The organism is Streptomyces sp. NBC_00887, from assembly GCF_045207585.1.
Genome location: NZ_CP108788.1, coordinates 9,020,525 through 9,036,342 on the forward strand (window position 1 = coordinate 9,020,525; position 15,818 = coordinate 9,036,342).

The window sequence follows — 15,818 nt, forward strand, 5'->3', positions numbered from 1 at the left end:
CTTGACCCGAGCCCGTGGCACCGCCTCCGAAATGACCCTGGTTCAGTGCGTGTGGCCGCCGTCCTCGTGCTCCGTCGTGGGCTCGGCGGGCCGGGGGGTGAACGGCGCCGCTCCGGCCCGGACCGTGAAGGCCGCGGTGCGGACCGTGCCGTTGTGCTTGAAGTCCAGGAAGAGGCGGTAGGTCCCGGAACTGGGCGCCGTCGCGGTGAACGAGACCTCCGGACCGGTCTCGGTGCTGCCGTCACCGGGCTCCCCGGTCGGGTGGACGTGCAGGTGGGCGAGGTCACCGGCGCGCAGGGCGACGAGGTGTCCGTAGGCGGCGAGGTGGCGCTGGAGGTCGGTGACCGGGCGGCCGCCCCTGCTGACGTCGAGCCTGAGGTCTTCCGCGGCGCCGGGCCGAAGCGTCCCGTTCAGGGTCACGGTGTAGCCGTCGACCGTGGCGGTGCGGGACGGCTTGGGGAGCTCGGCGGGCTTGTAGGCGCCGGACACGGCGAGGTCGGCGCCGAGAGTGAGGTCGGGGGCGTTCCTCGCGCCGGGGGTGAAGTCCGCGAAGACCCGGTAGTCACCGGCGGCAGGGAGGGTGACGGGGGTGCTCCAGGTGCCGTCGGCGGCCCGGGTGGGGTGCAGGTGCCGATAGGTGGCCAGGTCACGTGAGGCGAGGATGAGGTGGAGTTCCTTGTCGTGCTCGCGCTGGTACGCCGTGACCGGCCGACCGGGCCGGTCGCGTACGGCGAAACGCAGTTCGCCCTCCTGTGCCGCCTTCAGGCGCGGGGTGAAGAGGTCGAGGGTGTAGCCGCCTTCGGAGATCTGGAGCCCTCCGGGCGGTGATGGCGCAGGGTCGCTGCCGTCGCCACTTCCCTCCGACGCCGTGCTGTTCATGTGGTCGGCCTGCGGGGCCGGTTCGGTGCCGCCCAGAGGGCCGACGGTGTTGCCGAGGCCGTAGGCGGCGCCGAAGGACACAGCGAGTGCTGCGGTGAAGGACGTGATCCTCCCGGCGGTGTTCATGGCTGCTCCTTGTCGTCCGGGCGGGCTCCGGGGCGGTGCCCACCGTCATCAGGCTATACCCCTAGGGGTATACGCAAGGCCCCGCGCCGGCTTGCGCAAGATACGGGAGGGGGGTATACCTGGAGATCTTCAAGGTACCCCATGGGGGTATCAGGATCTCAAGGGGGAGCCCTCGCACCCCGGCCTCCGTCGACCCGTACTTCCGGCCCGGGCCCCCCGCCGAACGTAGGAGCAGCCACATGACCACCAGGACGCCGGGCGCCGCCCGGGTAGAGCTCGCCATCAGCGGTATGACCTGCGCCTCGTGCGCGGCCCGCATAGAGAAGAAGCTGAACCGCATGGACGGGGTCGAGGCCACCGTCAACTACGCCACCGAGAAGGCGAAGGTCACCCATGGCGACGACATCTCGGTCGAGGAACTGATCGCCACCGTAGAGGCGACCGGCTACTCCGCCCAGGTACCCACCCGGCCCCGGACCGGCAACGACGAGGACGCCGCGAGCGGCATGAGCGACGACGAGCGTGCCGACAACGAGCTGAGGCCGTTGCGTCAGCGCCTGGTCATCGCGGTCGTCCTCGCCGTACCCGTCGTCGCGATGGCGATGATCCCCGCCCTGCAGATCGAGTACTGGCAGTGGCTCTCGCTCACCCTTGCCGCGCCCGTCGTCACGTACGCGGCCTGGCCCTTCCACCGCGCCGCCCTCACCAACGCCCGGCACGGGGCGGCCACGATGGACACCCTGATCTCCGTCGGTACCGGCGCCGCCTTCCTGTGGTCACTGTGGGCGCTCTTCCTCGGAACGGCCGGCACACCGGGCATGACGCACCCCTTCGAGTTCACGATCGCCCGCACCGACGGCGCGGGGAACATCTATCTGGAGGCCGCGGCGGGTGTCACGGCCTTCATCCTGGCCGGCCGGTACTTCGAGGCCCGCTCCAAGCGCAAGGCGGGTGCCGCTCTCAAGGCACTCCTGGAGCTCGGCGCCAAGGAGGTGACCCTCCTGCGCGGCGGACTCGAAGTCACCGTGCCCACCGCGGATCTGCGGGTGGGCGACCGCTTCCTGGTCCGTCCCGGGGAGAAGATCGCCACCGACGGCACCGTCGTCGAGGGGTCCTCCGCCGTGGACGCGTCGATGCTCACGGGGGAGTCCGTACCCGTCGAGGTGTCCGTCGGCGACACCGTCACCGGGGCGACGCTGAACGCCGGGGGCCGGCTGGTCGTCGAGGCCACCCGGATCGGTGCCGACACCCAGCTCGCCCGCATGGCAGCGCTCGTCGAGGACGCGCAGAACGGCAAGGCCGCCGCCCAGCGCCTCGCCGACAGGATCTCCGCGGTGTTCGTGCCGGTCGTCATCGGGCTCGCGCTCGCCACGCTCGGCTTCTGGCTCGGCAACGGCACCGGCCTCACGGCCGCGTTCACCGCCGCCGTCGCCGTCCTGATCATCGCCTGCCCCTGCGCACTCGGCCTGGCCACCCCGACCGCCCTCATGGTCGGTACCGGCCGTGGCGCCCAGCTCGGCATCCTCATCAAGGGCCCGGAGGTACTGGAGAGCACCCGCAGGGTGGACACCATCGTCCTGGACAAGACCGGCACCGTCACCACCGGGCTGATGACCCTGGTCGGCGTGCGCACCGTCGGGGACACGGACGAGAAGGAGGTCCTGCGTCTCGCGGGCGCCCTGGAGCACGCCTCCGAGCACCCGATCGCCCGAGCGATCGCCACCGGGGCAGTCGCGAAGGCCGGTGCCCTGCCCACCCCCGAGGACTTCGCCGGCGTCCCCGGCCTCGGCGTGCAGGGCGTCGTCGAGGGCCACGCCGTTCTCGCAGGCCGGGAGAAGCTGCTCATCGAGTGGGCCATCGACCTGCCCGAGCAGCTCAGGAGGGCCAAGGACGACGCCGAGAAGGCAGGGAGGACCGCCGTGCTCGTCGCCTGGGACGGCGAGGCGCGTGCGGTCCTGGAGGTGGCCGACGTGGTCAGGGAGACCAGCCCCGAGGCGATCAGGCGGCTGCGCGGACTGGGCCTGACCCCGGTGCTGCTGACCGGCGACAACAAGGCCGTCGCCGAATCCGTGGCCGCCGAGGTCGGCATCGGCGACGTCATCGCCGAGGTCATGCCCGAGGACAAGGTGGCCGTCGTCAAGAGGCTCCAGGCGGAGGGCCGCAGCGTGGCGATGGTCGGTGACGGCGTCAACGACGCTGCCGCACTCGCCCAGGCCGATCTCGGGATCGCGATGGGCACCGGTACCGACGCCGCCATCGAGGCCGGCGATCTGACCCTCGTACGGGGAGACCTGCGGGCCGCAGCCGACGCGATCCGGCTCTCCCGCAGGACGCTCGGCACCATCCGCTCGAACCTGTTCTGGGCCTTCGCCTACAACGTGGCCGCCCTGCCGCTCGCCGCCGCCGGACTGCTCAACCCGATGATCGCCGGAGCGGCCATGGCCTTCTCCTCCGTCTTCGTCGTCGGCAACAGCCTGCGCCTGCGGGGCTTCCGCGCCGCGGACTGAGCCGGGCACGGCGAGAATCGGCACGGTCCCGCGCGGACCGCGCCGGGAGAGCCGGGAACGAGGCCGGAAGTGACAGGTGCCGAGCGTGTCTCGGGCAGGAACGGGTACGCGTCGTCCCGGCCGGCTTCCCCGAAGCATCGCCCGATCCGCTCCACCGCTCCCGCCCCGGGATGCGAAGGGCGCCCAGGGAACCGAGGATGCCAAGAGGGACCGAGCCACAGGGCCGGGCCCGTACGGGCCGGTAAGCGACATCCCGAGGGAGACACCACCATGGCGCCCGAGCGATCCTCTTCCGGCAGCACCGCACCGCGCGACCCCGGCCTCGCGCTGCCGGTGGCGGACCGGGCCGGCTGGGGTCCGGTGGACGTGCGGGCGGTGGACACCGTCCGGGTGCTGGCCGCCGACGCCGTACAGAAGACCGGCAACGGCCACCCGGGCACGGCGATGAGCCTGGCGCCGCTCGCCTATCTGCTGTTCCAGCAGGTCATGCGGCACGATCCGGCCGATGACCAATGGCTGGGCAGGGACCGCTTCGTACTCTCCTGCGGTCACACCAGCCTCACCCTGTACATCCAGCTCTATCTCGCGGGCTACGGCCTGGAGATGGAGGATCTGGAGGCGCTGCGGACCTGGGATTCGGCGACGCCCGGGCATCCGGAGTACCGGCACACCCGCGGTGTCGAAGTCACCACCGGCCCGCTGGGCCAGGGCATGGGCGCTGCGGTCGGCATGGCGATGGCGGCCCGCCGGGAGCGGGGGCTCCTCGACCCGGACGCCGCGCCGGGCGCCAGCCCCTTCGACCACCAGGTGTACGTGGTGGCTTCCGACGGCGACATGATGGAGGGCGTGGCCTCCGAGGCCGCGTCGCTCGCCGGCCACCAGCGGCTCGGCAGCCTGGTGGTGTTCTACGACTCGAACCACATCTCCATCGAGGACGACACCGACATCTCCTTCAGCGAGGACGTCCCCGCCCGCTTCGCCGCCTACGGCTGGCACGTGCAGACGGTCGACTGGACCCGCACGGGCGACTACGTCGAGGACGTCGACGCGCTGCTCGCCGCGATCGAAGCGGCCAAGGAGGACCGGACCCGCCCGTCGTTGATCATGCTGCGCACCATCATCGGATGGCCCGCCCCGACGAAGAGGAACAGCGGCAAGGCGCACGGGTCGGCCCTGGGCGACGAGGAGGTCGCCGGCACGAAGAAGCTCCTGGGCTTCGACCCCGAGGTGTCCTTCGCCATCGAGGACGAGGTCCTCGTCCACACCCGCGCGGTCGGTGAGCGGGGCCGGGCGGCGCGGGCTCAGTGGCAGCCGGGGTACGAGAGCTGGCGAGCCGCGAACCCGGAGCGGGCCGCGCTTCTGGACCGCCTCCGGGAGCAGCGGCTCCCGGAAGGCTGGACCGAGGCACTGCCCGCGTTTCCGGCCGACGCGAAGGGCATGGCCACCCGCAAGGCGTCCGGCAAGGTGCTCGGTGCCCTGGCTCCCGTGCTGCCCGAACTGTGGGGCGGCTCCGCGGACCTGGCCGGGAGCAACAACACCACGATGGAGGACGAGCCCTCCTTCGTTCCGGCGGACCGGCAGACCGCGGAGTTCAAGGGCGGTCCCTACGGGAGGACCCTGCACTTCGGCATCCGTGAACACGCCATGGGAGCCGCCCTCAACGGCATCGCCCTGCAGAGCCTGACCCGCCCCTACGGCGGTACGTTCCTGACGTTCAGCGACTACATGCGCCCCGCTGTCCGCCTGGCCGCGTTGATGAAGCTGCCCGTCACCTATGTGTGGACGCACGACTCGATCGGTCTGGGCGAGGACGGTCCGACGCACCAGCCCGTCGAACACCTCGCCGCACTGCGGGCGATCCCCGGGCTCGACGTCGTACGCCCGGGCGACGCGAACGAGACGGTGGTCTGCTGGCGGACGGTCCTGGAGCACACCGACCGGCCCGCCGGTCTCGTCCTGACCCGGCAGAACCTCCCGGTGCTCGACCGCGGGAACCTGGCGAACGCCCCGGCCGAGGGGGCGGCACGCGGCGCCTACGTCCTCGCCGACGCGTCCGGAGTGGTTCCCGACGTCATCCTCGTGGCGACGGGATCCGAGGTCCACATCGCCCTCGACGCGCGCGCCCTCCTGACGGGCGAGGGCCTGGCCGTACGTGTGGTCTCGATGCCCTGCCGCGAATGGTTCGCCGAGCAGTCGCCGGAGTACCAGGACGAGGTCCTGCCGCCCACCGTGCGCGCCCGGGTCAGTGTCGAGGCCGCCGTCGGCCAGGGCTGGCGCGAGGTGGTCGGCGACGCCGGGCGGATCGTGAGCCTCGAGCACTACGGCGCGTCCGCCGACTACGCACGGCTGTACCGGGAATTCGGGATCACCGCCGAAGCGGTCGCTGCGGCGGCACACGACAGCATCCGCGACGCCGCGGCCGCTCCGAGGCCCGGCGGCCGGCGCGGCTCGTCCGACTGAGCGGTGGCCGCGTCGGAAGCGGCGCCCGCAACTGTCGCCTAGTGCATCTGACGCCGCACCAGCTCATGAAGCCGCCCGCCCGTGTCCGCGAGCAACTCGGCGGGCGGCCCCTGCTGAACGATCCGGCCGTCCGACATGACGATCACACGATCGGCGTCCAGGACCGTGGAGAGCCGGTGCGCGATCACGACGCGGGTGGCCTTCAGGGACCGGGTGCTCTCGATCACCGTGCGCTGGGTCTCGTTGTCGAGCGCGCTGGTGGCCTCGTCGAAGAACAGGATGCGGGGCCGCCGGACGAGCGCCTGGGCGATCATCAGCCGCTGACGCTGGCCACCGGAGATGGCGCCGCCACCGGAGATCATGGTGTGCAGGCCCATCGGCATGCGCGTGATGTCCTCGGCCAGACCCGCCATCGCGGCGGCCTCCCACGCCTCTTCCTGGGTGAAGACCTCGGCGCCGCAGATGCAGTCCAGGATCGAGCCGGACAGCGGCTGGGCGTTCTGCAGGACGACCCCGCACTGGCGGCGCACGGCCGCCTGGTCGAGTGCCGCCAGATCCTGGCCGTCGTACAGGACGCTGCCGGAAGCCGGCTTGTCGAAGCCGATGAGCAGCCGCAGAAGCGTCGACTTGCCGCAGCCGCTGGGACCGACGATCGCGACGAACTCGCCCGGCCGCACGGCAAGGGACAGGTCGTCGAGCACGGCGGGACCGTCATCGGTGTAGCGGAAGGACAGGCCCCGGGCCTCGATCTCCCCGGACAGCGCGCCGGGCTGCGTGCTGGCACCCCGTACCTCGGGCGCCTCGTCGAGCACCGGCCTGATCTGCTCGAACATCGGCAGTACGGCGGCAGCGGACACGAACGCCCCGGTGAGCTGCGTGACCGCGGTCAGCAGCATGGTCACCGAGGTGTTGAAGGTCAGGAACTCGCTGGCGGACAACGAGCCGCGGGCAGGGCCCGCCAGCAGGATGAACATGACCAGCGAACACAACGGCAGATAGACCGCGTTGAGCACCGTCGTCAGGTTCTTGATCCGGCCCGCCCGCTTCTGCAGCTCGCGGCTGCGCGCGAACTCCGCCGCCCACGCCCCGTACGCGAAGCTCTCCGCCGAGGCGACCCGCAGCTTGGGCAGCCCGCGCAGTGTCTGGAACGCCTGGTTGTTCAGCTTGTTGCCGAGCTCCACCAGCCGCCGCTGCCACCGCAGTTCCCACATGCCCAGGGTGAGGAACACACCCGCGATGACGACCAGCATCGCGATGGCGGTCAGCGCCAGCGGGACGCTGAACCAGAACAGCAGGCCGAGATTCATCGCACCGAGGGTGCCGGCCTGCACGGCCACGGGCCCGATCCCGGACAGCACGCGACGGATCGCACCGACACCCATCGCCGCGCCCGCCAGCTCGCCCGTCGACCGCTCTGTGAAGAACTTCGTGGGCAGACGCAGCAAGCGGTCCCACACAGCGGGCTGGAGCGTGCTCTCGATGCGCCCCTCCATTCGCAGGATGGTGAGGTTCTGCAGCAGCATGAAGGCGGCCGACACGACACCGGTGATGATCACGGCCAGTGAGACCTGGACGATGAGGTCGCTCTCGGCATTGGGCACGTACACGCCGAGCACCTGGCCCGTCGCGAGCGGCACCAGCGAACCGAGCGCCACCGTCACGAGTCCGGTCAGCAGCAGTCTGCGCAGATCGGCCCGCGTGCCGAACAGGCTGAAGCGCAGCAGCTGCCACGTGCCCAGCGGCCGCTCGGGCAACGGCCGGTAGAACATGACGGCACGCTGCTCGAAGTCCTGGGCGGCTGTGCTGTCGACGCGGGAGCGCCGGCCGGTCAGTGGGTTCACCGACTCGTACCCGCCGCGGCGCCAGAGCAGCGCGACCGGTGCCCCCGACGCGGCCCGGTGGCCCACCAGAGGCCCGGAGTTCTCCCGCCACCAGCGCCCGTCGAGCCGCACGGGGCGCGTCCTGATCCGGGAGGCGACCGCGACGCGCTCGACCGGATCGATCCGGTCGCTCACCGCACCGCCTGCCGGAGCCTCCGACAGAACGATCCCCGAATCACGCGCCACCAGCCGGCAGGCCGCGTACACCGCGTCATCGGTGGCGCCCGCCCTGCGCGAAGAGCTCCTGCCGGAACGGCCCATCGAGGTCAGCAGCGCCTCGTCGGCCTCCTTGCGGACGGCTTCGCCCGCCTTCATACCGGCCGCCGTACGGTCCTCGTGGGCGCGCTCCAGCTGCTCGATCCAGCGGTCGAGCGCGGACAGCAACCGGTACTGCTGGTTGACCATCCCCTGCCACAACGCGCCGTCGACGAGCAGGTCACCGGCCGCCTCGGCGCTGAAAGCGGCACCGTACTGCACGCTGCCCGGCGACACCGGCAGCCAGAGGATGTTGTCGTCGCCCACCGTCTCTTCGAGAGCGGTCCTGCTGTCCAGCGGGGCCTCGAACAGGACACGCTGACTGCGCCCGACACCGAGCGAGAAGGCGTGCTCCAGCAGACTCAGAGCGGCATCGCCCGTGTCGTAATGGCTGCGGTACTGCCCCTCGAACGCCCCCTGGGCCGCGTACTCGGGCCGGTAGAGCTCCCGCAGCGGGATCCGGCGCAGCACGCACTCCTGCAGGGGCCGGCCGACCAGCGTGTGCTGAGGCCCCTCGACGGGTCCCAGCACCAGTGTTCCCGGCTCGAGCCGACCGAGGAAGTGCCAGTGGCCCTGCTCCAGCGCGTCGACCGCGAACAGGTCGAGGGCACCGCCCACGACGAGCCACAGCACCTGGGGCCCTTCGAGCGAGAGGCTGCGCAGCCCGGTGCAGTCGATGGGAGCGCCGAGCCCTCCCAGCGCTCCGATGACCGGGTCCTGTCCTAGGGACTCCGCGCCCGCAGGGTGGTGTACGGACGTCACGTCAGTGCTCCCTGACCAGTTCGGCGTACGGACCCCCGGCAGCGACCAGGTCCTCGTGCCGCCCGCGTTCGACGACGGATCCGTGGTCCAGGACCACGATCTCGTCGCTGTCGCGGACCGTGCTCAGCCGGTGTGCGATCACGACGCAGGCACAGCCGCGCCGCCGCAGATTGTCGATGATGACCTGCTCGGTCTCCGCGTCCAGTGCGCTGGTGACCTCGTCCAGCACCAGGATGCTGGGCCGTCGCACGAGAGCGCGCGCGATTTCCAGACGCTGGCGCTGGCCGCCGGAGAAGTTGCGGCCGTCCTGCTCCACCCTGCTGTGGATACCCCTCGGGCGGCGGGCGACGACTTCGTACAGTGCGGCGTCCTGGAGCGCGGCGACCACGGCTTCGTCCGGCACCGAGGGGTCCCACAGCGCCACGTTGTCCCGCACCGTGCCCTCGAACAGGAAGACGTCCTGGTCGACGAAGGAGACCGACGCGGCCAACGCGCCCCTCGGAATGTCCTCCAAGCGCTGCCCGTCGATCCGGATCGTGCCCTCCCACGGGCTGTAGAGCCCCGAGATCAGCCGGGAGACCGTCGACTTGCCACTGCCGGACCCGCCGACGAGCGCCACCTGCTGACCAGGGCCCACGGACAGCGAGAATCCGGTGAGCAGCGGCTTGTCGAGCGGGCTGTAACCGAACCTGATGTCGTCCAGCGTCACATGGCCCTTGAGCCGGCGTGTACTCGCCGCGGGCTCGCGGCGGGAGTAGAGGGGGTCCACCGGGAAGTTCTCGACATCCTTCAGACGGGCCACATCGGCCGCGAAGTCCTGGACCCGCCCGGCCACCCCGTTGAGCCGGGTGACGGGTGCGGTGAAGCGGGTCACCAGCGCCTGGAAGGCGACGAGCAGCCCGATCGAGATGTGCCCCTCGACCGCCCTCAGCCCGCCGATCCAGAGGATCAGCGCGCTGTTGAGCGTCGCGAGCGCGGGAGCGACGACGCCGAGCCAGGCGCTCGGCACTCCGAGCCGCTGCTGCTCGTCGAGCGTCGTCGCGTGCTGGCCCGCCCAGCGCCGGAAGTACCCGTTCTCCCCGCCGGTCGCCTTCATGGTCTCGATCAACTGCAGCCCGGTGTACGAGGTGTTCGTCAGCCGGGCGCTGTCGGCCCGCAGCTTCTGGGTACCGGTGGTCCGCAGCCGTACGACGATGCGCATCGCGACCACGTTGAGCAGGGCGATTCCCACCCCGATGACGGTCAGTTGCGGATCGTAGGTCCACAGCAGGAACGCGTAGAGGATGACGACGATTCCGTCCACACCGGCCGCGGTGAGGTCGCGGGCGAGTGTCTCGGCCACGGCGTCGTTCGACTGCAGGCGCTGGACGAGGTCGGCGGGACTGCGCTGGGCGAAGAAGGTCACCGGCAGCCGCAGCAGATGACGGAAGAAGCGGGCGCTGCCGAGCGTGGAGGAGATGATGCGGCCGCGCAGCAGATTCGCCTGCTGCAGCCAGGTCAGTACGAGAGTGAGCGCGACCATCGTGCCCATCGCGCCGAACAGCACACCCAGCAGCGAGGTCTGATCGCCGATCAGGAACATGTCGATGTACGTACGGCTCAGGGCCGGCAGCGTGGCGCCGACGGCCACGAGCAGCAGGCTGGCGAGCAGTGCCACCAGCATCGTGCCCGTGGTGCCGCGCAGCCGCGCGGGCAGGGCGCCCATGACGCCGGGTTTCCGGCCGCCGCGCCGGAAATCGTCGCCCGGCTCCAGCACGAGCACCACTCCGGTGAAGCTGGTGTCGAAATCCTCGGAGGCAACGAAACGGCGACCCTTGTCGGGGTCGTTGATGTGCACGCCCCGGCGTCCGAGCCGCCGGCCGATGCCGTCGTACACGACGTAGTGGTTGAACTCCCAGAACAGAATGGCCGGCGCCTGGACCTCCGCGAGTGCGGCGGGCTCCATCTGCATGCCCTTGGCCGTCAGGCCGTAACTGCGGGCCGCCTTCAGCACGTTGCTGGCTCGCGACCCGTCGCGCGACACTCCGCAGGCGATGCGCAGCTCCTCCAGCGGCACATGCCGGCCGTAGTGGCCGAGCACCATGGCCAACGAGGCCGCCCCGCACTCCAGCGCCTCCATCTGGAGCACGGTGGGCGTGCGGACGGTCCTGGTCCGTCCGGTCTTCGGCGCAGGCCGCGGCCGCGACCGCCGCCTGCCTCCGGAGGCGCTCTCGGGGCGGTGTCTGCCGCGACCGGGGGGCGGCAGCCGCTGCGCTGCGGGGGAGGGGTGCGGTGCGGTCACGGGAGGAGCCAATCGATCGGATGCCGGTCGGCCAGATGGACGGAGCCGGTGGCCAGGGTCATGGAGTCGATCGCGTACGGGGGCCCCTGGGTCGATGACCACCGGTAGCCGGACTCGGTGGCGGCCGAGCGGTCGAGTTTCACCAGGACTGCCACCGGCCTGCCTCGGCGCGAGAACTGCTCTCCCAGCTGGCCGTCACCGAGGAACCGGGTGATCTGTTGCTGGGTCCGGGGCCGGCCGACCGCGGCCACCCGGCCGCGCAGCACCCCGTACTGCTGGGAGGGCACGGACTGGACGGTGAGGTCGACGGAGGCGCCCACCGGGACGGCCGCCCCCTTGTTGCCCGGTACGTAGAGCATCACGACGAGCGGATCGGCCGTGCCGTCGACGCGTTCGACGCTCGCCACATCGGCGCCGGTGGTGACCACGGCGCCGATCGTGGCCGTCACCGTGGTCAGCCTGCCGGCGTCGATGGTGCGGACGACGTGATCGCCCTGCTCCGTGCGGACCTTGAGCAACGGTGCGCCGGCAGGCAGGCTTTCGCCCTCTTCCGCGAGCACTTCGGTGATCTGTCCGGCTACGGGGCTCTGCAGGATGTAGCTGCCCTTGGCGTGTGTGAGGATCCCGGGGGCGCTGAGTGTGGTGGCCACGGTGCCGGTGACCGCCCAGAAGCAGGCAGCGGCCATCACCGCCACGGTGATGCTCAGGACGAGCAGTCCCTGCGGGCGCGCGAAACGCACCGGCAGGTTGAGCTGTTCGGGCGACTGCAGCTTGGAAAGGGCCTGTTGGCGGAACTGCACGGAACTCTTCCCTCACCTGTCGGCGGTCGGCACCGAGCCCCGGAACCGACGGGTTCCGGGGCTCGGTGGGTGCTGCCGTCTCTCAGAGACCGGCGGTGAGGCCGGTGGCCAGACCGGTGACCGCGCCGGTGTTCACGCCGGTGGTCGACTCGACCAGACCGGTGACGGAGCCCACGATGCCGGTGACCGGGGCGATCGAGTCGGCGGTGGCGGTGACATTGCCGAGAACGCCACCGATGAGGCCGCCGGACACGTTGTCCAGGTCGTTGTCGGAGATCTCGAGGGTCTCAACCTGGGGGGTGAGGTTCATGATGAGCGCTGCCCTTCGTCTGGAAATTCCTTAAACCGGAAACCCGTGGTGCGGCTCCCGTATGGGCCAGGATCAAAGCACGCCGATGGCTTGCGCAGCCAATCGAACAAGGGTGGCGCGGTCGATATCTGCGCCCTCGAATCGCCTCGCGTGCAGACCCGTTCATTTTCTGACGGCAAATCCTTCACGAGCTTCACGGGACGAATTCCTCGTGGTCGTGACTCTCCTTGCTCCAAGTGGGGCACTCCCGTACCAAACGGCCCTGGACCTGGTACGTACCTGGTTCGGACCGGGTGTTTCTCGGCGGCCGCGTGCTCGGTCTGCGTATGCGGTGTGCAGGTTTTTGCGGAACCGGCGATATGCGTGTCCGCGTGAAGAAACGCGTGCGTATCCCCGTCCGCACGAGTTGGGAAGAGGAGGCCGGGAATGAGTGCAGTCAGTGAATAGGTGGAGCTATTTCTCTCGTTGCGTGTTCATCCGTCACGCGGCCTCCGGGAATGTGGCGGAGATGTGCCCCTTTCCCTGATGCTGCGGGGACCTGGGCGCGGGGTGAGGGCGTCAGCAGTCGGCAGGCGGTGCCGTCGGAAGGGTGCGGGGTGGTCTGCGCGGGGCTCGTGGCCGATTCATCCGATGAACCGTGCGCACCACCCTTCTCCCCGGCGGCGCGCGACGCTACCATCGTGTTGCTTCATGGGAGCGCTCCCATCTCTGTGTCCACCCCCCAGCCGCCGTCCTCGGCGGCCCAGCTCGGAGAGGACGTTTCCGTGCGCTTGAGCGCCAGACCATTCGCCGCACTACTGGCGGCACTCACCCTGACCGCCGGGTTGGCCGTCACCGGATCCCCGGCGGCGGCACGCTCCGACGATGTGCCCCGCACGGCCGAAGCATCCGATGTGTCGATCGCCGCAGACACCTACACATGGAAGAACGCGCGGATCGACGGCGGCGGTTTCGTGCCGGGCATCGTCTTCAACCGGTCCGAGAAGAACCTCGCCTACGCACGTACCGACATCGGCGGTGCCTACCGGTGGGACCAGTCGGGCAAACAGTGGACCCCGCTGCTCGACTGGGTGGACTGGGACCGATGGGGCTGGTCCGGCGTCGTCAGTCTCGCCTCCGACACGGCTGAGCCCGACAACGTGTACGCGGCAGTCGGCACGTACACCAACAGCTGGGACCCGACGAACGGCGCCGTCCTCAGGTCCTCGGACCGCGGCGCGTCCTGGAAGGCGACCACGCTTCCCTTCAAGCTGGGCGGCAACATGCCGGGGCGCGGGATGGGTGAGCGCCTCACGGTCGACCCGAACAAGAGCTCCGTCCTCTACCTGGGTGCCCCCAGCGGCAACGGGCTGTGGAGGTCCACCGATTCAGGGGTCACCTGGTCGGAGGTGACGGCCTTTCCGAATCCCGGCAACTACGCGCAGGACCCGTCCGACACCAGTGGGTACGCCAGCGACAACCAGGGCATCGTCTGGGTGACGTTCGACGAGCGCTCCGGCAGCGCGGGCAGCACCACCAAGGACATCTACGTGGGGGTCGCCGACAAGGCGAACACCGTCTACCGCTCGAAGGACGGCGGAAGCACCTGGTCGCGGATCGCCGGACAGCCGACCGGGTATCTCGCGCACAAGGGCGTGCTCGACTCCTCGACGGGCCACCTGTATCTGACCCTGAGCGACACGGGCGGCCCGTACGACGGCGGCAAGGGGCGCATCTGGCGGTACGCCACCGGGACCGGCGAGTGGACGGACGTCAGCCCGGTCGCGGAGGCCGACACCTACTACGGCTTCAGCGGACTCTCCGTGGACCGGCAGCAGCCCGGCACCCTGATGGCCACCGCCTACAGCTCCTGGTGGCCCGACACCCAGCTCTTCCGTTCCACGGACAGCGGCGCGACCTGGACGAAGGCCTGGGACTACACCAGTTACCCGAACCGTTCCAACCGCTACACCCTGGACGTCTCCACCGTCCCCTGGCTCAGCTGGGGCGCCCACCCGTCACCGCCCGAGACCTCGCCCAAGCTGGGCTGGATGACGGAGGCACTGGAGATCGACCCGTTCGACTCGGACCGGATGATGTACGGCACGGGCGCGACGGTCTACGGCACCGAGAACCTCACCTCCTGGGACTCGGGCAGCCAGTTCAAGATCACCCCGATGGTCAAGGGGCTGGAGGAGACGGCCGTCAACGACTTGGCGAGCCCGCCCTCCGGAGCTCCGCTGCTGAGTGCGCTCGGCGACATCGGAGGCTTCCGCCACACGAATCTCGACGCGGTGCCCAGCCTGATGTTCACCTCGCCGAACCTCGACTCGACCACCAGCCTGGACTTCGCGGAGGCGTCACCGGGAACGGTCGTCCGGGTCGGCAACGCCGACGCGGCACCGCACATCGGCTTCTCCACCGACAACGGAGCCAACTGGTTCCAGGGCTCCGAGCCCTCCGGAGTGACCGGCGGCGGCACGGTCGCCGCAGCGGCGGACGCCAGTGGATTCGTCTGGAGCCCGGACGGCGCGGCCGTCCACCGCACGACGGGCTACGGCAACTCCTGGACCGCGTCCACCGGCATTCCGGCCGGGGCGACGGTCGAGTCCGACCGCAAGAACCCGAAGAAGTTCTACGGCTTCAAGGCCGGCACCTTCTACGTGTCGACGGACGGCGGCGCCACCTTCACCGCCAAGGCGAACGGCCTGCCCGCCGAAGGCAACGTCCGCTTCAAGGCGTTGCCCGGTAAGGAGGGCGACATCTGGCTCGCGGGCGGCACGTCGACAGGCGCTTACGGGCTGTGGCGTTCCACCGACTCCGGTACGAGCTTCACCAAGTTCTCCGGCGTGGAGCAGGCGGACAGCGTCGGCTTCGGCAAGGCGGCCCCCGGCGCCTCGTACCAGACCGTCTTCGTGAGCGCGAAGATCGGTGGGGTGCGCGGGATCTTCCGGTCCACGGATGCGGGTGCGCACTGGACCCGCATCAACGACGACACCCGCCAGTGGGGTTGGACCGGGGCCGCGATCACCGGAGACCCGCGGGTCTACGGACGGGTGTACGTCTCCACGAACGGCCGGGGGATCCAGGTGGGCGAGTCCTCGGACTCCGGCAGCCCGGACCCCGACCCGGATCCGGGTCCCGACCCGGAGGAGCCTCCGGCGGACGCCGACTGCTCGGTGACGTACACGATCACCAACCAGTGGTCCGGTGGTTTCCAGGCCGATGTGACGGTCACCAACACCGGAAGCGCGGCCCTCGACGGCTGGCAGCTGGCCTGGTCCTTCTCCGGCGGGCAGAAGGTCACCCAGATGTGGAACGCCACCCCGCGGCAGGACGGTGCGAAGGTGACCGCGGCCAATGTCGGCTGGAACGGCAAGGTGGCGTCCGGCTCCTCCGTGGGCTTCGGCTTCTCGGGCAGCTGGTCGGGCAGCAACGTCGAGCCCACCGCCTTCACCCTGGGCGGTGAGGCCTGCACCGTCGCCTGACGCCCACGGGCAGATTGCACGGGCCGGCGATCTCGGGGCGGCGCGGGAGGGAACGAGTCCTCCCGCGTCGGCCCACCCGATTCGCGAAATG

The 15,818-nt window shown here is 70.5% G+C and carries 8 protein-coding genes; 3 read left to right on the plus strand and 5 right to left on the minus strand.

Annotated elements, in window-relative coordinates; genetic code table 11:
* Positions 1-42 precede the first annotated feature (42 nt).
* Entirely contained in the window at positions 43-1,005 is a 963-nt protein-coding gene (locus OG844_RS41120) for a hypothetical protein (RefSeq protein WP_406388233.1), read from the minus strand.
* Positions 1,006-1,244: 239 nt separating this feature from the next.
* Between OG844_RS41120 and OG844_RS41125 the strand changes: the two genes are divergently transcribed.
* On the plus strand, positions 1,245-3,512 hold the full coding sequence (locus OG844_RS41125) for a heavy metal translocating P-type ATPase (RefSeq protein WP_406388231.1): 2,268 nt from the start codon (positions 1,245-1,247) through the stop codon (positions 3,510-3,512).
* Positions 3,513-3,782: 270 nt separating this feature from the next.
* Positions 3,783-5,972, plus strand: a complete 2,190-nt coding sequence (gene tkt / locus OG844_RS41130) for a transketolase (protein ID WP_406388230.1) — start codon at positions 3,783-3,785, stop codon at positions 5,970-5,972.
* Between the two features lie 38 nt (positions 5,973-6,010).
* Here tkt and OG844_RS41135 read toward each other — a convergent pair whose 3' ends face one another.
* The 4 genes from OG844_RS41135 to OG844_RS41150 form a co-directional block, all read right to left on the minus strand.
* A complete protein-coding gene (locus OG844_RS41135) occupies positions 6,011-8,869 on the minus strand; it encodes an NHLP bacteriocin export ABC transporter permease/ATPase subunit (protein ID WP_406388228.1) in 2,859 nt (952 codons plus the stop codon).
* Position 8,870: 1 nt separating this feature from the next.
* A complete protein-coding gene (locus OG844_RS41140) occupies positions 8,871-11,150 on the minus strand; it encodes an NHLP family bacteriocin export ABC transporter peptidase/permease/ATPase subunit (RefSeq protein ID WP_406388227.1) in 2,280 nt (759 codons plus the stop codon).
* Entirely contained in the window at positions 11,147-11,950 is an 804-nt protein-coding gene (locus OG844_RS41145; RefSeq protein ID WP_406388225.1) for a hypothetical protein, read from the minus strand. Before OG844_RS41145 ends, OG844_RS41140 begins: the two co-directional genes overlap by 4 nt.
* Before the next feature lie 82 nt (positions 11,951-12,032).
* Positions 12,033-12,260, minus strand: coding sequence for a type A2 lantipeptide (locus tag OG844_RS41150; protein ID WP_329213613.1), 228 nt, complete (start codon positions 12,258-12,260; stop codon positions 12,033-12,035).
* A gap of 764 nt (positions 12,261-13,024) precedes the next feature.
* On the opposite strand from OG844_RS41150, the gene OG844_RS41155 reads away from it, so the two are divergent.
* Entirely contained in the window at positions 13,025-15,727 is a 2,703-nt protein-coding gene (locus tag OG844_RS41155) for a cellulose binding domain-containing protein (RefSeq protein WP_406388223.1), read from the plus strand.
* The last annotated feature ends 91 nt before the right edge of the window (positions 15,728-15,818 follow it).